This window comes from Novosphingobium sp. MBES04, from assembly GCF_000813185.1.
GTDB classification, from domain to species: domain Bacteria; phylum Pseudomonadota; class Alphaproteobacteria; order Sphingomonadales; family Sphingomonadaceae; genus Novosphingobium; species Novosphingobium decolorationis.
On record NZ_DF850488.1, the window covers coordinates 2,366,526 to 2,384,487 of the forward strand.

General features: G+C 65.1%; 16 protein-coding genes and 1 pseudogene. 12 read left to right on the forward strand and 5 right to left on the reverse strand.

Annotation, left to right across the window (positions count from 1 at the left end; translation table 11 throughout):
- On the forward strand, positions 1-188 hold a 188-nt coding region (locus MBENS4_RS26220), incomplete at its 5' end, for a hypothetical protein (protein ID WP_039390614.1).
- A 54-nt stretch (positions 189-242) separates the two neighbouring features.
- Here the strand turns inward: MBENS4_RS26220 and MBENS4_RS10525 are convergent.
- From MBENS4_RS10525 to MBENS4_RS10535, 3 genes are all read right to left on the reverse strand, one after another.
- Entirely contained in the window at positions 243-2,864 is a 2,622-nt protein-coding gene (locus MBENS4_RS10525; RefSeq protein WP_242404865.1) for a TonB-dependent receptor, read from the reverse strand.
- A 235-nt stretch (positions 2,865-3,099) separates the two neighbouring features.
- Positions 3,100-4,362: an MFS transporter gene (locus MBENS4_RS10530; protein WP_039390618.1), complete on the reverse strand. Its 1,263-nt coding sequence runs from the start codon at positions 4,360-4,362 to the stop codon at positions 3,100-3,102.
- Between the two features lie 8 nt (positions 4,363-4,370).
- Positions 4,371-5,540, reverse strand: coding sequence for a mandelate racemase/muconate lactonizing enzyme family protein (locus tag MBENS4_RS10535; protein WP_039390620.1), 1,170 nt, complete (start codon positions 5,538-5,540; stop codon positions 4,371-4,373).
- A 132-nt stretch (positions 5,541-5,672) separates the two neighbouring features.
- Here MBENS4_RS10535 and MBENS4_RS10540 point away from each other — a divergent pair, with 132 nt between their 5' ends.
- Positions 5,673-6,452: a FadR/GntR family transcriptional regulator gene (locus tag MBENS4_RS10540; protein WP_242404866.1), complete on the forward strand. Its 780-nt coding sequence runs from the start codon at positions 5,673-5,675 to the stop codon at positions 6,450-6,452.
- Between the two features lie 35 nt (positions 6,453-6,487).
- Here MBENS4_RS10540 and MBENS4_RS10545 read toward each other — a convergent pair whose 3' ends face one another.
- Entirely contained in the window at positions 6,488-6,847 is a 360-nt protein-coding gene (locus MBENS4_RS10545) for an L-rhamnose mutarotase (RefSeq protein WP_039390622.1), read from the reverse strand.
- 73 nt (positions 6,848-6,920) lie between these two features.
- On the opposite strand from MBENS4_RS10545, the gene MBENS4_RS10550 reads away from it, so the two are divergent.
- From MBENS4_RS10550 to lldD, 10 genes and pseudogenes are all read left to right on the forward strand, one after another.
- The gene (locus MBENS4_RS10550) at positions 6,921-8,099 is read left to right on the forward strand and encodes an aldose 1-epimerase family protein (protein ID WP_039390624.1); all 1,179 of its coding nucleotides are present in this window, start codon (positions 6,921-6,923) and stop codon (positions 8,097-8,099) included.
- Positions 8,096-8,854: an SDR family NAD(P)-dependent oxidoreductase gene (locus MBENS4_RS10555; RefSeq protein WP_039390626.1), complete on the forward strand. Its 759-nt coding sequence runs from the start codon at positions 8,096-8,098 to the stop codon at positions 8,852-8,854. The genes MBENS4_RS10550 and MBENS4_RS10555 overlap by 4 nt, the downstream gene beginning before the upstream one ends.
- A gap of 14 nt (positions 8,855-8,868) precedes the next feature.
- Positions 8,869-10,059, forward strand: coding sequence for a CaiB/BaiF CoA transferase family protein (locus MBENS4_RS10560; RefSeq protein WP_039390628.1), 1,191 nt, complete (start codon positions 8,869-8,871; stop codon positions 10,057-10,059).
- Positions 10,056-10,853 carry a carbohydrate ABC transporter substrate-binding protein gene (locus MBENS4_RS10565; RefSeq protein ID WP_199904369.1) on the forward strand — a complete coding sequence of 266 codons (798 nt, stop codon included), beginning with the start codon at positions 10,056-10,058 and terminating at the stop codon, positions 10,851-10,853. Before MBENS4_RS10560 ends, MBENS4_RS10565 begins: the two co-directional genes overlap by 4 nt.
- Before the next feature lie 32 nt (positions 10,854-10,885).
- Positions 10,886-11,179, forward strand: a complete 294-nt coding sequence (locus MBENS4_RS26120; protein WP_199904370.1) for a hypothetical protein — start codon at positions 10,886-10,888, stop codon at positions 11,177-11,179.
- Positions 11,176-11,946: an enoyl-CoA hydratase/isomerase family protein gene (locus MBENS4_RS10570; protein WP_039390630.1), complete on the forward strand. Its 771-nt coding sequence runs from the start codon at positions 11,176-11,178 to the stop codon at positions 11,944-11,946. Before MBENS4_RS26120 ends, MBENS4_RS10570 begins: the two co-directional genes overlap by 4 nt.
- Before the next feature lie 3 nt (positions 11,947-11,949).
- Positions 11,950-13,122 carry a fumarylacetoacetate hydrolase family protein gene (locus MBENS4_RS10575; RefSeq protein ID WP_039390632.1) on the forward strand — a complete coding sequence of 391 codons (1,173 nt, stop codon included), beginning with the start codon at positions 11,950-11,952 and terminating at the stop codon, positions 13,120-13,122.
- The gene (locus MBENS4_RS10580) at positions 13,119-14,078 is read left to right on the forward strand and encodes a 2-hydroxyacid dehydrogenase (protein ID WP_445321514.1); all 960 of its coding nucleotides are present in this window, start codon (positions 13,119-13,121) and stop codon (positions 14,076-14,078) included. The genes MBENS4_RS10575 and MBENS4_RS10580 overlap by 4 nt, the downstream gene beginning before the upstream one ends.
- The gene (locus MBENS4_RS10585) at positions 14,068-14,892 is read left to right on the forward strand and encodes a kinase (protein ID WP_039392224.1); all 825 of its coding nucleotides are present in this window, start codon (positions 14,068-14,070) and stop codon (positions 14,890-14,892) included. The genes MBENS4_RS10580 and MBENS4_RS10585 overlap by 11 nt, the downstream gene beginning before the upstream one ends.
- Positions 14,889-16,019, forward strand: a pseudogene (lldD, locus tag MBENS4_RS10590) (FMN-dependent L-lactate dehydrogenase LldD). Before MBENS4_RS10585 ends, lldD begins: the two are co-directional and overlap by 4 nt.
- A gap of 122 nt (positions 16,020-16,141) precedes the next feature.
- Here lldD and MBENS4_RS10595 read toward each other — a convergent pair.
- Positions 16,142-17,962, reverse strand: a 1,821-nt coding sequence (locus MBENS4_RS10595) for a right-handed parallel beta-helix repeat-containing protein (protein ID WP_039390636.1), incomplete at its 5' end; no start/stop codon positions are given.

A 17,962-nucleotide genomic window follows, 5' to 3' on the forward strand; every position in this document is an offset into this window, starting at 1 on the left:
GCCTCGACGGGCACGTTGGCGACACCGACGCCCTGCGCGGGCTGAATGTGGTCATCGGCCACATCAAACCATCGCTCGCCCCGGCCAGGGAACCTGCGGCCCAGACCATCGCTCGCGAGTTGGAGGAGAGCCGGACGCTACCCGTGCGGTTCTGGATAGCACGTCAAGGCAAGCGCCTCGCATTTTGAGAAACGGCCCATGGAGCAAGGTTCTCCATGGACCGCCATCAAGGCCAGCGCGGGTCAGAAGCGGAACCGGACACCGCCCGAGAAGCGGCGCCCGGTCCGGCGGTACTCTTTGGTGCGGTCCTGGCTCACCGAATAGATGAACTCCTTGGCATCGTTGAGGTTGATCGCGTCCATGAAGACAGTGAAGCGCGGCGTTACCTCGTAGGAGAGACCCGCGTCGAGCTGGCCGTAGGCGTCGAAGTACTCCGGCTCGCCGTTGCGGCCTGAGGCCACCTGCAGGAAGTTGTCGCGCCAGGTGTAGGCGACACGCGCCTGGATGCCGTACTTTTCGTAAAAGCCGACGAGGCTGTAGGAGGTCTTGGATAGGCCTTCTAGCCCGTAGGAGACGCCTGCAACCGCGTTCGTGTAGTTGGCGTTGGATTCGGTGTAGTTGAAGCTGGTCTGGACGCCCAGACCGTCGAGCGGCGAGGGCAGGCCGGTGAAGGCCTGACGGTAGCCCAGTTCGAAGCCCTTTACCGTCGCCCCCTGGCCATTGTCTGGCACTGTCACCTGGAACGTCACCTCGTCGACCAGTTGGGGGGTGGTCACCAGCGTCACGAAGGAATCTATCTTTTTGTAGAAAGCCGCGAACGACAGCAGTGAACTGTCCGCGAAGTACCATTCGGCCCCCACTTCGACTTGCTTGGCGCGGAAGGGATCGAGGTCGGGGTTGCCGCGGCTGATGGTCTCGTTGCCCGGATTGGTCTGGATCGTCTGGCGGGGCGAGAGATCGGTCAGAGTCGGCCGGGTCATCACCTTGGAGGCCGAGACGCGCAGGATCAGGTCCGGGGTCGGTTCCAGCTTGATGTTCAGCGAAGGCAGCCAGTCATGGTATTGCCCCTTGAAGCCGACCGGCACGATATCGGAGACCTCGATGATGTTCTGCCCCTGGCCATTGGGGCGCGCACTGATGATCGTGCGCGATGCTCCGTCCGAGGTGTAGGAGGTGCCCTCGTAGCGTAGGCCCGCATTAATGGTGAGCGGCATGCCGCCCAGCATCGTACGGTAATTAGCCATGACGTAGCCGATCTTTACCTTTTCATCGACGACGGAGGAGGCCGCCGGGGAATATACCGCGGGCGCGAAGGCGATGCCGTCCTCCCGGGCGAAGGTATCGATGACGCCGATCATCTCCTGCGGGCTGTAGATGACCCAGTCGCGCACTATGGCGTCCGGGCCTGAGCCCTGGAAGAAGTCGCGCCCAGTGGGGCGGAACAGGCTGGTCGGGAGTACGCGGTCCGAACCGCAATAGGCGCATTGCTGGTCGAAGGGCATTTCGTCCCCGGTCAGGGTCTTGGTCCGCTGTGCGTACATGCCGCCGAAGAAGAGTGTCAGCTCGTCGGTCGCCTCCCATTCGGAATCGAAGCGGTATTCGCTGATCTTGTCGTCGACGTCGTTGGTCGCGCCCCAGGTGTAATAATGGGCGGTAATCCCTCGCGGGTTGGTCGCCGCGTTGGGGTAGGCGGGGTTCGAAAAGCCGTACTGGTAGATCGGGCTGCCGCCCCGGCGGTCGAACCACATGTCCATGCCCTTGCGCCGGATGGTGGTGAACAGGCCATCTTCCTTACCCCGCCGCTCAGCCTTGGAGCGCGAGACATCGAGGTTCAGCTTGAGCCGGTCGGTCGGTATCCACTCGACATTGGCACCGAACTGGGTGGTGAGCACGTCGCGGTGGTCGTACTGGACGATCTGGTCGACAAAGCCGTTCTCGTAACGCTGATACACGGCCTCGCCGTCCTCGACGATCTGCTCGACCAGGCTTCCGCCCGAAAAATCGTAGGCAAGGCCGGTCTGCTGTTCGGTGAAGTCGGCCTTGGAATAGATCCCGTCGAGCGAGACCGTAAGCGTATCGGTCGGCCGGAACTGAAGCGCGCCCGAGAAGCCGTAGCGCTCCAGACTGCGCTCAAAGAAGAACGGCGAGAGATTCGAGGGCATCGAGACATTGTTGAAAGGGGCAACGTCCGGGCCCAGGCGTCCGCCCGTTAGGCCGTTGGCATCATAGTAGGAATCGGTACTGGAGCGGCGGACATGGCCCGCGCCGATGGTGAATTCGTCGTTGCGGGTGTCACGCTTGGTATAGACTCCCGAAAGCGAGATCCCCAGCGTGCTGTCCGCATTGCGCCATGACAGGACACCCGAGACTTCCGGGTTGAACTTGTCGGCGATCTCCGCCCACATCTGTCCGGCCGACGCGCTGAAGGCGAAGGCTTCGGACTGGTCGATCGCGCGCAGGGTATGGACATCGACGGTTGCGCCGATCGATGCACCGTTCACGTTGGCCTGCGGGGACTTGTAGACATCGGCGCCCGAGATGATCTCGGAAGGCAGAACGTCGAACGAGAATTCGCGCCCGTTGTTATTAGTGGCAAGCGTGCGGCCGTTGACCGTTACCGCGTTGAACTTGGGACCGAAGCCGCGCACCGTGATGTAGCGTCCCTCGCCGCGGTTGCGCTCGATGGTGACGCCCGCGATACGCTGGAGGGATTCGGCGACGTTCTGGTCGGGTAACTTGCCGAGATCCTCGGCCACGATGGAATCGACCACGGACACTGCATCGCGCTTGATGTCGATGGCCGCGCGCTGGCTGGCGCGGATGCCGCTGACGATGATCACGGCCTCGGCGTCAGCGGCGCTCAACTCGCTTCCCTGGCCGGCCCCGTCATCTGCGGCCTCCTGGGCAAGGGCCTGGGGCGTTGTGCCCAGGGCAAGAATGGCGGCCGAGCATAGCAGCGCGGTCGGCCCCGCGCGACGAAACCTTCCCTGAGTGGGCATTCTCAACTCTCCCTTATTTATTGTTCGATGTAATTACGCCTCCTTCGCGGAGAGTCAACATACATCATATGTATTATGCTTCTGGAGTGGGATGTGCAGCTCAGCGGACTGAGCGAATGGGCAGGACGCACAGCGCCGAGCCGAATACGAAGATGATGGCGGTTACAAAAATAGCCCTGTAATCGCCGGAAAAAATCCCGAGCAGCACGGCGGCCATGACAGGGCTGATGATCTGCGGGATGTTGACGGCCGTAGTCAGCACGCCGAGGTCCTTGCCCTCGTCGCCCAGCGCAGCCTCGGGCAGGACCTGGGTCATGAGGGCCATGTCAATCGACATGAACATGCCGTAGCCTACCCCGATGATCGCGGCGTAGATCCACATGCCCATCATGGTCGGATGGAGGAGCGGAGCGAGCATGGCCGCCCCCATGATCAGGCTTCCGGCGACGACGAAGGGCTTGCGCCGCTGCCAGCGGTCCGAGAGCCAGCCCGAGGTCAGCGAGGACACCACCAGGCACACGAGCGTCACCATGGCCATGTTCGCGATCGCTCGGTTCGAGGCCGCGTCTTCCAGTCCGATGTAGTCGCGCAAGATATAGAGAAGGTAGGCAGCGATGGCCTGATAGCCCATATAGATCGTGAAACGACTGGCGAAGGCCCAGGCAAAATCCGGGTGGGCACGCGGGCTGATCCAGAAGCTCTTGAAGAAGGTCCCCCAATGGATGGGGCGGCGCGGCATCCGGTCGCTGGGTGGCTCGCGGTTGATCAGCACGAAGACCAGGCACGAGACCGCGATGGCGCCCGCAAAGAGGCCATAGGCCAGCACGCGTTCGCCGGCGAGATAGCCCGCAACGACGGTTCCGGCGGTCAGCCCTGCGGTCATGCCCGCCCCCACGATGCCGGAGACTGCGCCGCGCGTTTCGGGAGCAAAGCGGTCCGCGATGAGGGTGGTCATGGCCGGTTGCACCGAATTGTAGGCGACCGAGGCCATGACCCACAGCACGATCAGCGAGACGAATCCCGTCACCCCGGAAATGCCGAAGAGGCACGCCGAGCCGATAAGCGATCCAAGGGCCATCCATGGGGCCCGACGGCCCCAGCGGGTCCGCGTCCGATCCGAAAGCGCACCGGCGATGGGCGTGGTCAATGTGGAGAAGACCGAGGTGATCGCGAAGAGGATCGCCAGGTTATTCTCCTTCGACGCGGGCGAGATCTCGGCAATCTGGTTGGGCAGAAGCACGCCCAGGACCCCGCTGTAGAGGGCCATAAGCAGGAAGAAGTTGACCATCAGCGACAGTTGCAGGCGCCAGCGCTGCGCGCCACCGACCCATGCTGTCCGGCCAGGTCCCGGTGTAAAGGACATATCGTGTTTCATCCTTCCCCCCGCGCAGCGGACGTGGGTTCGGTGGTTGGGGCAAGACACAGTCCGGTGCGTTCGGCACGGCGATGCGGGCCCCCGCGCACGTTCCAGCCCAGCGCGCTTGCGCGCTCGGCGATACGGCTCTCGTCGATCTCGATGCCCAGGCCCGACCGGTCCCCCAGCACGAGCCCGCCGTCGCCGATCTCCTGATCGACGTCGAGGCCTTCGGGAAAGGAAAAGTCCTGAATCTCCAGCCCGATCATGTTCGGTACGGCGACCGCGGCATGGGCCAGCGGATTGGCGTTGTAGGCGACCGGCGATACCGGGAGCCCACGCGCGTGCGCAGCCATCGCCACGCGTAGGAAATGGGTGATGCCCCAGCAGCTTCCGGTCTGCACGATATCTACCGCGCGCTGGTCGAAAAGGGGGGTGAATTGCTCGATCCCGGTAAGGTTCTCGCCGGTCGCGACCGCCGTGCGGGCGCAGGCCGCAATGCGAGCGAGGCCCGCTGCATCCCACCGTCGAACCGGCTCCTCGATCCAGGTCAGGTCCACCCGCCTCTCGATCTCGGCAAGATGGCGCAGCGCCTGCTTGCAATTCCAGGCCTCGTTGACATCGAGCATCAGGGCCGGGCGGGGACTGTTGCGCTCTAGGATCGTGCGTACAATTTCGAGGCGGGCGATGTCTCGGTCGAGATCGCGCCCCCCCTTTACCTTGGCCGCGGTGAAGCCCAAGTCCGCCCAGCGGTTGTAGTGGGCTGCGAACGCGGCGTCATCGAGGCCGTAGCACAGTCCCGAGGCATAGCCATGCACGAAGCGGTTTCCGGCTCCGAGTGTGCGCCATAGCGGTTCGTCTGCCATCTTCGCCTTGAGATCCCACAAGGCCATGTCAAGCGCGGCGATGGTGCCAAAGGTCGTGCCGGCATGACCGCTCTTGAAGACATGGGCCAGCATCGCGTCATAGAGCGTTGCCACTGCGCGCGGATCGGCGCCGTCCACGGCCGGGAACACGCGGTCGATCTCGGCGTGGGCGCCAAGCCCGATGCCGGTGAGGCCGCCATCGGTTTCGAGAAGTAGGATCGGCACTTCGGTGATCCCCGATGGCACAAGCCCATTCACGTCCCCGACCGGGCGGCCCCAGTCATGTAAGGCGACAAGGCTTCGATAGCCGGTGATCTTCATCTACGCATCCTCTGCCCATGGCATCATTGATAATTCGTATTATGTATGATCTATCAGGCTTGGCAAGCCTTGACGAATCTTTCCCGGTCGGGTCAGCGTTTCCAGGGCGCCGCGCGCGTCCAGGATCCAGAGTTGAAGCGAGCACGTAGCAAGATGCAGGACAAGGTTAGCAGCGACAGCCCGGTGAGCGTCCCTCCACGGCGCCGGCCCAGGCTTGCGGTTGCCGTGGTCGAGGAACTGGTCAACGCGATCGTGACGGAAGTCTACCCGACCGGGACCGCGCTGCCGCCCGAGAACATGCTCTGCGACCGCTTCGAGGTCAGCCGTACCGTGGTGCGCGAGGCGACGACCGCACTGACCGAGAAGGGGCTGGTCGTCTCGCGGCAGGGGCGCGGCACGATCGTGTGTGAGCAGTCCAATTGGAACCTGCTCGATCCGATGATCCTGGCCGCGCTGTTCCGCCGGAGTGATGGGCTTCTCTATCTCGACAACCTGTCCGAGATTCGGGCCTCGCTTGAAGGGGCGATGGCGGCCAAGGCCGCGCGCAAGGCCACGCCCGAGGACTTGGCCGAACTCGAAACGCAGATCGGGAAACTGGAGAGCCTCGTCGAGATGCCCGCCGCCTATGTTCAGGAAGATGTCCTCTTCCACGACGTTATCATGCGCATGTCCGGCGACCGGCTGAGCAAGGCTATTATTGACCGGGTCCAGTCGCGCGCACTCAACAACCATGGCTATGCTGGACGGCTCAGCGTCGCGCACGTGCGCGAGACGCAGAAGGCTCATCGCCGTATCTACGATGCGATCGCCGCGCGCGATCCGGATCTCGCCAGCCGCGCCATGAAGGAGCATATCGAAAGTTCCTGGGCGAAGCGCCGCGCTTCGGATGGGACCACCTCCGTCACGGCTTAGCGCGGCACCCTCGCGCCCGACGGGCCGATACGCGTTCACGTTTGCTCGGCAAGGGCGTAGATCCGCTCCATCTCCACCCATGTCCGGTCCGGAGCGGAGGGCAATGCCCGCTGGAACTGTGCCATCAGCGCGTTCCAGGCCTGGACGTCGGGATTGGCGGCGTCGCGTGCGGCCTTTCCGGCATCGTCCCGCGCCAGCGCGGCATCCTGTTCCATGATCATGAACATTCGATCGGCGACCTGCCAGATCTGGAGGTCACGCACGCCGTCGTTGCGAATCGCCTGCGTAACGGCGGCGGGCGGACCACCGGGCGCGTGCCAGGCGCGATAGCGCGCGATCATCTCCGGCTCGTCGATGAGGTCGACGGCGAAGCAGCGGCGGGTGATGGCGGTCATTGAACTCTCCCTGTTGACGCGTCTGGCCTTCCTACGTATTCATCATACATCTTACAAGATGAAGGGAGCAGGAATGGCCTGGTTGTACGGGGCCCAGGTGCCACGAAAGCACCTTGCGGCGCACACCGGATCGCTTTCGCAGTTTGCGGGCGTACGCCTCATGACGCTGGCCGATGGGGCCGAACGGGGGGTGAGGATGCTGGAGTTCCGCACCGGCACGGGTCTGCGCTTCACCGTGATGGTGGACCGCGCAATGGACATCGCCGAGTGTGAGCACGCAGGTCGGGCGATCGGCTGGCACTCGCCCTCTGGCTTCCGCCATCCCGCGTTGCACGAGTACGAAGGCGAGGGCGGGCTTGGATGGTTTCGGGCAATGTCCGGGCTGAACGTGACCTGCGGGCTCGACCATATCCTGTTCATGCACGAGGATACGGCCCATCACTATCATTACGGCCCGCGCGAGAAGGTCGCTTCCTCGCTGCATGGGCGGATCGGGACGATCCCGGCGCAGCTGACCGGCTACGGAGAAAGCTGGAACGGGGATGTCTGCACGTTCTGGGCCGAAGGTATCGTGCGCCAGGCGACGGTTTTCGGCGAGGATCTGTATCTCGTCCGGCGGATCGAGGCTGACATGGGCAGCGACGAGATCCGGCTGAACGACCGGGTGGTCAACCACGGCTTCTACACGACGCCGCACATGTTCTGTTACCACATCAACGTCGGCCACCCCGTCGTCGCCGAAGGCGCGCGCTACGTGGCACCCGTGCGCGAGGTGCTTTGGGCGTCCCATGCCGGGGACTATGGAGGACAGGGGGTCGGCTATCGCACACTGCCCGCGCCCATCGTTAACTTCCACGAACAGGTCTGGCAGCACGACATGGCAGCTGATTCACAGGGGCGCGTCGAGGTGGCCATCGTCAACGAGCGGATCGGTCTCGGCTTCGCCGTGGTTACTCGCAAGGACCAGTTCCCCTGCATGTTCGAGTGGCAGAATTTGCATGCCGGGCACTATGCGGTGGGGATCGAGCCTTCGACCAACCACGTCCATGGCAAGGACTTCGCCCGCCAGCGGGGTGAGTTGATCGAACTCGAACATGGCGAGGAACGACTCTACGAGACCGTCCTGCGTGTCCTGCCCGATGCCGATGCGGTCGCTGCGGCGATCACGCGGATCGAGGCCAGCGCGCGCCAGCCTGCCGAGGACTATCCGGCGCCGACCGGTGATTTTCCGGCCTTGGGAGGTGTGGTATGAGGGGGCGCACTGTGCTCTACACCGGCGCGGCCGGGGGGCTCGGGCTCGCGACCAGTCTGCACCTCCTTGACCGCGGGGCGAATGTCATCGCGCTCGACAACGACGTGGCCAAGATCGCTGCGCTCGAGGCTGCCGCGCAAGAACAGGGACATGGACCGGGTGCAGGCACGTTGACGGTGTCGCGCTGCGACCTTGCTGATCTCGATGGTCTGGAGGGCGCCCTCGACGGTTTCGTCGAACGCTTCGGCGGCATCGATGTCGTCATTAACAATGCGGCCATCTATCCCTCCAAACCCTTCGAGGACTTCTCAATCGAGGAGTACCAGTATGTGCAGCGGATCAACGTCGATGCCGGGTTCGTGGCCGTACAGCGCGCCCTTCCGGGCATGCGCGCGAAGGGCTTCGGGCGGATCATCAACATCTCCTCCATCACCATTTCGGGGGGCTGGGCGAACCTTGCTCCCTACGTGGCGTCCAAGGGGGCGCTGATCGGCCTGACCCGTGCCTGGGCGCGCGAGTTCGGGGCATGGGGGATTACTGTCAACGCCATCGCGCCGGGTGCCTTCCCGACCGATGCGGAAAAGATACACCCCGATCCGGCTTGCTACGAGGCGATGGTCCTCGAAGCGCAGGCGATCAAGCGGCGTGGCCGCGCCGGCGACATCGCCCACGCCATCGGTTTCTTCGCCGCCGAAGAGGCGGGTTTCATCACGGGCCAGACGCTGCACGTCAACGGCGGTTGGACCATGTCCTGAAGGACACCAAGCAAATGACAATTCTCAAAGGAATCCGGGTACTCGACTGCTCCATAGCGATGGCCGGTCCATTCGCCGCGCAAAGGCTTGGCGACATGGGCGCGGATGTCGTCAAGGTCGAGCCGACCAGTGGCGAATGGCAGCGCCATGCTTCTGCCGGGGGGGCGCAGGGCAACCGTATCAACGTCTCGTTTCTCTCACTCAATCGCAACAAGCGCTCGCTTGCGATCGATCTCAAGTCGCCTGAGGGCAAGGCGGTGCTGCTCGACCTGGTGAAGGACGCGGACGTGTTTCTCCAGAACTACAGGCCCGGTGTCGCCGAGCGTCTGGGCGTCGATTACGCCACGCTTCGCGCGATAAACCCGCACCTCATCTACATCTCGATGTCGGGCTACGGCGAGGATGGTCCCTATCGCAACCTGCCGGGCCAGGACCTGCTGCTGCAGGGCATGTCCGGAGCCATGCTCTCGACCGGCGTCGAGGGCACCCCGCCCAGTCCGGCGGGGCAGTACCTTGTCGATGCGGTGGCAGCCTACAACGCCTTCGAAGGCGCGCTGGCCGCTCTCTTCCACCGGGAACGGACTGGCGAGGGGCAGCTGGTCCAGGTCAATATGCTCGATGCGATCACTACCATCCAGATGCAGGAGCTGTCCGTCTTCACCGTGGGGCACAAGGCCCAGTCCCGCTCGGCTGAACCACATGCCCATAGCTATATCCGCGCGCCCTATGGCGTCTTCGCGACCAGCGATGGGTACATGACACTGGCAATGGCGCCGCTTAAGGTGCTGGCCCGCGAGCTCGACGATCCGTTCTTTGCCGAGCTGGAGGAAGAGCGCGATGGCTGGACCCAGCGCGACGCCATTTTCGCTCGTGTGCGCGAGCATCTCGTCACGGCCAGCACTCAGCACTGGCTTGCCAGATTTCGCGCGGCCGACATCTGGTGCGGCCCCGTCTATGGCTACGCCGATCTTCTCGAGGATCCTCAGATCAAGCACAACGGCACGTTCGTGGAGTACGAACACCCCACCGAAGGCCATGTAAAGGTGCCGGGCTTTCCCATCCGTTTTTCCGCTACGCCCTGCGCAATCACGCGCGGCGCACCGCTGGTGGGCGAGCACAGCCGCGACGTCCTGGGTGAGACCGGGCGCAGCGAGGAGGAAATCGCGCAGCTGATCGAATCGGGCGTGGTGCGCCAGCACGCATGAATACCCCCAGCTACCTTGGCCTGACCTGGGATCACCCGCGCGGCTATGCGGCGCTCGATGCCGCCGCTGCGCAGGTGGCGCCGGGGCATGGAATGTCGCTGCACTGGGAGCGGCATCCGCTCGAAGGCTTCGAATCCCACCCGATCGCCGAGCTTGCCGCGCGCCACGACCTTATTGTGCTCGACCATCCCCACATCGGCGAGGCACTGGCCACCGACTGTCTTCGGCCAATGGAAGACGTTCTGGGTATGGCCGAAGTCTCGACGCTGGCGCGCGAGACCATCGGCCCTTCGATGGCCAGCTACGCCTTTGATGGTGCACACTGGGCCCTTCCACTCGACGCGGCAAGCCAGGTCATGGCTTTCGCCCCCGGCGTGGTAGAGGAGCCCCCCCGCACCTGGGACGACGTACTGGCACTGGCGGACAAGCGGCGGGTCGCTCTGTCGCTGTCCGGTCCGCATGCAGCGCTGACTTTCCAGTCCGTCGCGGCAGCCTTCCAGGGACGAACCCGGCCCAAGGGACGCTTCGTCACGCCTGAGGCGGGGCGCGAGGCTTACGCCGTCATGCAGGCTCTCACCACACAGGCCACGCGCGACTACGCAGGTCACAACCCGATCGCGCTGCTTCACGCCCTTGCCGCAGGCGCGGATCTGGCGCTTGTTCCGCTTGTCTACGGCTACGTGAACTACGCGGCGAGCGGCCAGGTCGTCTTTTCCGATGCGCCGCGCGGCCCCGCCGGAATCGGTTCAATTCTGGGAGGGACGGGGATCGCGGTCTCGCGGCGGGCGCTATAACCCCAGCGCTCCGACGGCACTTGCGCTGGCTCATGTCGAGCGAGGCGCAGTGCAGCTTCATTCCCGCACATGCCGGGCAACCGGCTCTGCATGCGGCGTGGTGCGACGCCGCATGCGATGCTGCGGCCGGGCATTTCTACAGCGCAACGCGCGCGACGCTGGAAGGCGCCGCGCTACGCCCCCGGCACGCCGGTGCCATCGCCTTTCAGACCGAGATTGCGCAGCGTCTGCGCGAAGGGCTCCTGACAGGCGAAGCCGCCGAGCCCGTTCTCGCGGCACTCGAAGCCGCGTTTGCCCGCTACTACGAAGAAGGAACCGAGACATGAGCGCCCATCTGCGCTTCGAGATCGCCGACCATATCGCCACGATCACGCTCGATCGCCCCGACAAGCTCAACGCGATGACCCCGGACATGGCGAAGGCGCTGGTCGACGCGGTCGCGACCTGCAATTCCACCGACGATGTGCGCTGCCTTATCGTCACCGGGGCGGGGCCCAGGGCGTTCAGCGCCGGCTCGGACATCTCCACGCTCGATGCCTATGCAACACCCTGGGACTTTCGCAACCGCGCGGACTATTGCGATGCCCTTCGCGCCTGCCGCAAGCCGGTCATCGCGGCAATCAACGGCTATGCGCTTGGTGGCGGGCTGGAGACCGCGTTGGCCTGCGATATCCGCATCGCCTCTGCCAGTGCTCGCTTTGCCGCGCCCGAGATCAAGCTGGGCTGGATCGGGGGCGGCGGCATGGCGGTGGGGCTCGCTCAGTCGGTGGGCATGTCGAACGCCGCCCTGATGCTCCTTACGGGAGAGATGGTCGAGGCGCCTCAGGCGCTGTCCTGGGGGCTCGTCAGCGAGGTCACCGCGCCCGAGGAGCTGATGCCTCGCGCCTGCGAGATCGCGGCGCAGATTGCGCAGCGCGCGCCTATCGCAGCGGAGACGGCCAAGCTGAACCTGCGCGCGGCGCACCAGATGCCCTACGAGAAAGCCGTCGAATACGAGCGCGATCTCCAGGCCATCTGCTTTGCCACCGAGGACGCGGCCGAAGGACGCATGGCCTTTGCCGAGCGTCGTGCGCCCGAATTCAGGAGACGCTGAACCATGCCTCTCGACCTTTCCCCACGCGCCATCCTGCCCGTGGACTCTGCCGCCTTGCTGGTGGGACGTGTCTGGCGGCCCGAACTATGTGGCCCCTCGGTGGTCCGCGTCGACGGTGCGCAGTTGACCGACATATCCGGCAGCTTTCCGACCGTGCGTGACCTGTGCGAGAGCGCCGATCCGGTCCACGCGCTGCGCGAGGCAACCGGAGAGAACATCGGTGCGCTTGACGCGGTCCTGTCCAACAGCGATCCCCTGCGGCGTGATCCCACGCGGCCCTGGCTGCTGGCGCCAGTCGATCTGCAGGCGGTGAAGGCCGCCGGGGTCACTTTCGCGAACTCAATGCTGGAACGCGTGATCGAGGAACGTGCGCGTGGGGATGCCCGCGCGGCGGAGGCAATCCGCGCGCAGGTCCAGGCGCTGGTGGGCGATGACCTGGGCCGTCTGCAACCCGGCTCCCAGGCCGCCATGGCGCTCAAGCAGACGCTGATCGAAGCGGGGGCCTGGAGCCAGTATCTGGAAGTGGGCATCGGCCCGGATGCGGAAATCTTTACCAAGGCGCAGCCACTGGCGAGCGTGGGTGCAGGCCATGACATCGGCGTTCATCCGGCCTCGGACTGGAACAATCCCGAGCCCGAGGTGGTCTTGATGATCGCTTCGGACGGGCGCATTCTGGGCGCGACACTGGGCAATGATGTAAATCTGCGCGATGTCGAAGGCCGCTCTGCGCTGCTGCTGGGCAAGGCCAAGGACAACAACGCGGCCGCCGCGATCGGGCCATTCGTACGCCTGTTCGAGCACAATTTCGATCTTGCCGCCGTGGAACGCCTCAGCCTGACCCTGACGGTGCACGGAGAGGACGGTTTCACCCTCGAGGGCCAATCCCAGATGCGCGAGATCAGCCGCAGTCCCGCCGATCTGGCCGGGCAGGCCTGCAATGCGCACCATCCCTATCCCGACGGGCTGGTACTGTTCCTGGGCACGTTGTTTGCGCCCACCCAGGACCGGGGCGAGCCCGGGCGCGGCTTTACCCATGCCGCAGGCGACGTGGTGCGCATCCACTGCCCGGAACTGGGGACGCTTACCAACCGTGTACAGGCAACAGATGCTTGCGAACCCTGGACTTTCGGCGCGGCGGCGCTGATGCGGAACCTCGCGCAACGAGGACTGATCTGATGACCAAGCCCAAGATCCTGCTGACCCGCCGCTGGCCCCGCATCGTTGAGGAGCGACTTGCCGAAACCTATGAGGTCACACTCAACGATACCGATACGCCGCTGGGCGAGGCCGAGATGATCGCAGCCATGCGCACGCACGATGCGCTGTGTCCCACCGTCACCGACAAGGTGACCCGGGCGGTTCTTGCCGCCGAGGGACGCCGCGTGCGCATCGTGGGCAACTACGGTGCGGGCTTTGAGCATATCGACCTTGACGCTGCGCGCGCGCAGGGCATCGCGGTCAGCAACACCCCGGACGTCCTGACCGAGGCGACCGCCGACATTGCGATGACGCTGATCCTGATGGCGATGCGCCGTGCCGGGGAAGGGGAACGCGAACTGCGCGCGGGTGACTGGACGGGGTGGCGCCCGACGCACCTCCTGGGGCGTTCGCTCGACGGCAAGTTGCTCGGTCTCGTCGGCTTCGGGCGCATCGCCCGGGCGGTGGCCAATCGCGCCCAGGCCTTTGGTATGAAGATCGCCTACCACAGCCGCCGCGCCGCGCCCGACATGCCCGAAAGTGCCTACCACGCCAGCCTTGACGAACTGGCCGAGTGCGCGGACGTGCTCTCGCTCCACGCGCCTGGCGGACCGGAAACACGCCACATGATCGATGCGGCGATGCTCGCGCGCATGCCTGCGCATGCAGTGCTGGTGAACACTGGGCGCGGCTCGCTGATTGACGAGGCGGCGCTGGCCAAGGCTCTTGCACAGCGCTCCATCGCGGCCGCCGGGCTCGATGTCTATGAGGCCGAGCCGAAGGTAAACCCTGCCCTCGTGGATCTTCCCAACGTGGTACTGCTTCCGCACCTGGGAAGCGCCACGCTGGAAGCGCGCACGGCGATGGGCATGAAAGTGGCCGATAATCTTGATTGCTTCTTTGCCGGGGAGTCCCTCCTTGATCGTGTCGTCTGAGGCCTTTCCGACTGGCGAGGCGGTGCTTGCTGCGCTCGCGGAGTGGCTACCTGCCCACCCTCAGCGGCCGCTGATCCTGGGCCTGTGCGGCGCGCAGGGGTCGGGTAAGTCCACGCTTGCCGCCTGGCTTGCCGAGCGGCTGGGGGAAAGAGGCCTGCACGCCGCAACTCTCTCGATCGACGATCTCTACCTTGGCCAAGCGCAGCGCCGGGATCTTGCTCGCACGGTCCACCCCCTCTTTGCTACGCGCGGGGTCCCCGGCACCCACGACGTCGCGCGGGGACGGGACCTATTTACCGCGCTGGGGGAGGGCTTCAGTCCGCTTGACCTGCCGCGCTTCGACAAGGGCCGCGACGAACCTGCGCCGCAAGGGCAGCGGGTCGAGACCCCGCTCGACGTTCTCATCTTTGAAGGCTGGTGTGTCGGCGCGCGACCGCAGAGCGCCGCGCAGTTGGTGGCCCCCGTTAATGCGCTTGAGCGCGAGGAGGATCCCGAGGCTATCTGGCGTGGGCACGTCAACGCCGTGCTGGAGAGCGACTATGCCCCACTGTTCGGCGCGATCGACCGGCTGGTCCTGCTCGCCGCGCCGGGTTTCGAGGTCGTGCGGGGGTGGCGTGGGGAGCAGGAGGCGCAGCTGCGCACCCGGCTTGCCAGCGCGCCTGAAGCGGGGTGCGAGGTGATGGACGCGGCGACCCTAGACCGCTTCGTGCAGCACTACGAGCGCCTGACCCGCCACATTCTCGACGAGATGCCCGCGCGCGCGGATCTGCTTCTGCGCCTCGCACCGGACAGAAACCTGAGGCTCCAGCCATGATCATTTCCTCTCCCACGGACTTTCGTGAGGCCGCCCGGCGCCGCCTTCCGCCTTTCCTGTTTGACTATCTCGACGGCGGGGCCTTCGGGGAGGAGACGCTGGCCGCCAATCGCGCTGCCTTGGCGGAAGTCCATCCGCGCCAGCGCGTGCTGCGCAACGTTTCCGATCTCAGCCTGAAGACGCGCCTGTTCGGCGAAGACACGGCGATGCCGGTGATGCTGGCCCCGATCGGGCTCGGCGGCATGATGCGCCAACGTGGGGAACTGCAGGTCGCGCGCGCAGCTCGTGCTGCGCAGGTCCCCTACATCCTCTCCACCGTCAGCGTCTGTCCGCTGGCCGATGTCGTCGAAGCGAGCGGCGCGCCGATCTGGTTCCAGCTCTACGTTCTCAAGGACCGGGGCTTCATGCGCCACGCGCTCGAGCGCGCGCAGGCGCTGGGCGTGACCAAGCTGGTCTTCACCGTCGACATGCCGCTGCCCGGTGCGCGTTACCGTGACGCCCATTCCGGCATGAGCGGCCCGGCTGCCCCGCTGCGCCGTGCGCTCCAGGCGATGACCCATCCACGCTGGAGTCTCGATGTGGGCCTGATGGGCCGGCCGCATGACCTGGGCAACATCTCCGACTATCGTGGCTTGCCCACAGACCTGTCCGACTACATCGGATGGCTGGGAGCCAATTTCGACCCGTCAATCACCTAGTCTGATCTCGAATGGATCCGCGACATGTGGAAGGGCGAGATGATCGTAAAGGGCATACTCGATCCCGAGGACGCGCGCGATGCGGTGCGTTTCGGGGCCGACGGGGTGGTCGTTTCCAATCATGGCGGGCGCCAGCTCGACGGCGCGCTGGCGAGCGCGCGGGCGCTTCCCGCGATCGCCGAGGCGGTGGGCAAGGATCTGACCGTGCTGGTCGACGGTGGTGTGCGCACCGGGCTCGACGTCGTGCGCATGCTCGCACTTGGCGCCAAAGGTGTGCTGCTGGGCCGTGCCTATGTCTACGCGCTTGCGGCAGGCGGCGAGGCGGGGGTCGCCCGCCTCCTCGATCTGATCGCGCAGGGTATGCAGGTGACGATGGCCCTGGGCGGGGTCACCTCGGTTGAGGATATCGGTCCCGATCTACTGGCCTGATGATCCCAAAAAGACGGCCATCTGCGCGGAGCAGATGGCCGTCAGGGAGGGTGGGGCTGAAGGGATGAGACGGGCTTGAACGTTCCAAGGCCCTGATGCCTCGGCATCAGGGCAGCTTGGTGTCAGTCCGGGCCTTCGGAGCGGTCCGGGCGAACCCCTGCTTGGGCGATCACACGGGCGGCCGCCTCGGGCCAGGCGCGGTCGGGAACCAGGATGTTGCCCCGTGCATCGTTGCCGATCTCGGGTAACCAACGACCTCCCGTCGTGTTGGAGGTATGCCAGTTTTCCGTGGCCCGGTTGTCGGTGGAGATGCGCCGCCGGAACATGTCGCCTGCGGTATTGATGTTGAGCCACTTCCCGCCGGTCTCCACGACATTCCCGGTCACGGTGACGTGCTTCGACCCCTCGTCGAGATAGATCCCGATGCGGTCGCGGATGTCGAAGATGTGGTTGGCGCGGATCACTGCGTCGGGGTTGGCGGACAGGTTGTAGATCGCGCCGCCGTCCATGTACCAGGTCTTGACCCCGTGGACGCGGTTGCCCTCCACCAGGGTGGCGCGCAGGGTGGTGGGGGTCGTGAAACGGGGATTGTGTACATAGCCTTGCTGGTTCTCAGCGTAGTTCGGATTGCCGCCGGCATCGTTGTAGCCCCAGCCCCAGCCGACTGCGATCCCGTCGTAGGGCGCATCGGTGATGTCGTTGTGGACGATTCTGGCATCCTCAACGTAAGTCGAGAGGATCGCGGCGTTGTCCTTGTAGTGCTGGCTCACCGTGGCGACGGTGTTGTCCGCGATCGTCAGCTCCCGGTTGACGAGCGCGGGGCTGTCTGGATGGTGTGCTTCCAGCCGCACGCCGCCCGCCATGATCGCTCCCCCCGAAAGCACCGCGAAGCGGTTGCGGCGGACCGTGATACGCTGCGTGGCCAGTCCCACGCCCGAGAGATTGGCGTTGGCATCGTTGCCGATGCCCAGCGCGATCTGTCCGATTTGGGAGAAGGTGTTGTGAGTGAAAGTGATGTCGCGCGCGGCGGCCACCTGTACGGCGGCAGGCATCTGGTGCCAGCGCTGGCGCAGCGATTCGAATTCCACGCAGCCCCAGTCACAGCTTTGCCAGGCATCGGCCGGGCGCAGCGGCGTCGTCTCCAAGAGGTATGCACCGCTCTGCTGGTTAGCATAGCCGGTCGGGCGCGAGGCACCGAGCCAGCTGGTATGAGCAAAGCCCAGCCCCTCGAACCGCAGGCGTTCCACCGGGGCTTCGGGCGTTCCGGCGATGGAGACCAGTGCCTCCAGGCGGGGCAGCACTACCGTGCGATCGGCCATGTCCTCGTCTTCGCCAATGCGCAGGTAGAGCTTGCCCGCATCGGGATCGATCACCCATTGGTAAGGGCGGGCGTGCCAGTCGTTGGTGCGCCCTATGAATTCCAGCGCGTTGACGAGGAAAAGGCGGCTGTCGTCGGGAAAGATCGGCTGCGAAAGGGTGTCGTAGCCCCAGGTGTTGTTGTCCCAGGCGGGCTGTTGCATGGTGACCCGTGTTCCCGAAATTTCCTTCACGGGCGAATAGCGGTCGGTGAAGAAGCCGGTTGCCTCCACTTCGAGACGTTCGGGATGGGCGATCTCTCCGAGCCAGGCGAGGTCCGGCGCGGTGATTGTGAAACCCGTAGCATCGAAGCGCACATCGCTTGGCGCGATCTCAAGCCAGGGGCGTTCGGCCATTGTCCCATCGACCCAGATGTCCCGGGTGTCGAAGCCGCGCGGAACGTCCGCCACCCAGATCTGGCGCTCAGCATCGAAGAGGGTGAAGCCGGTAACCTCGACGCCACCCGAGAGGACGGGGTGCGCGCCGGTCTCTGCCCGCCAGATCACGTCGTGTCCGTTCTGCCCACCGTCGACTTTGCGGAAGAGGAGCGGGGCTTCGAGGTGGTAGGTTCCTTCGCCAAGGAGCAC

Excerpts from the sequence above, each read along its gene's own strand:
- MBENS4_RS10530 (WP_039390618.1), bottom strand. The coding sequence starts at position 4,362 with ATGTCCTTTACACCGGGACCTGGCCGGACAGCATGGGTCGGTGGCGCG.
- MBENS4_RS10535 (WP_039390620.1), bottom strand. The coding sequence starts at position 5,540 with ATGAAGATCACCGGCTATCGAAGCCTTGTCGCCTTACATGACTGGGGC.
- MBENS4_RS10545 (WP_039390622.1), bottom strand. The coding sequence starts at position 6,847 with ATGACCGCCATCACCCGCCGCTGCTTCGCCGTCGACCTCATCGACGAG.
- MBENS4_RS10550 (WP_039390624.1), top strand. The coding sequence starts at position 6,921 with ATGGCCTGGTTGTACGGGGCCCAGGTGCCACGAAAGCACCTTGCGGCG.
- MBENS4_RS10555 (WP_039390626.1), top strand. The coding sequence starts at position 8,096 with ATGAGGGGGCGCACTGTGCTCTACACCGGCGCGGCCGGGGGGCTCGGG.
- MBENS4_RS10560 (WP_039390628.1), top strand. The coding sequence starts at position 8,869 with ATGACAATTCTCAAAGGAATCCGGGTACTCGACTGCTCCATAGCGATG.
- MBENS4_RS10565 (WP_199904369.1), top strand. The coding sequence starts at position 10,056 with ATGAATACCCCCAGCTACCTTGGCCTGACCTGGGATCACCCGCGCGGC.
- MBENS4_RS26120 (WP_199904370.1), top strand. The coding sequence starts at position 10,886 with ATGTCGAGCGAGGCGCAGTGCAGCTTCATTCCCGCACATGCCGGGCAA.
- MBENS4_RS10570 (WP_039390630.1), top strand. The coding sequence starts at position 11,176 with ATGAGCGCCCATCTGCGCTTCGAGATCGCCGACCATATCGCCACGATC.
- MBENS4_RS10575 (WP_039390632.1), top strand. The coding sequence starts at position 11,950 with ATGCCTCTCGACCTTTCCCCACGCGCCATCCTGCCCGTGGACTCTGCC.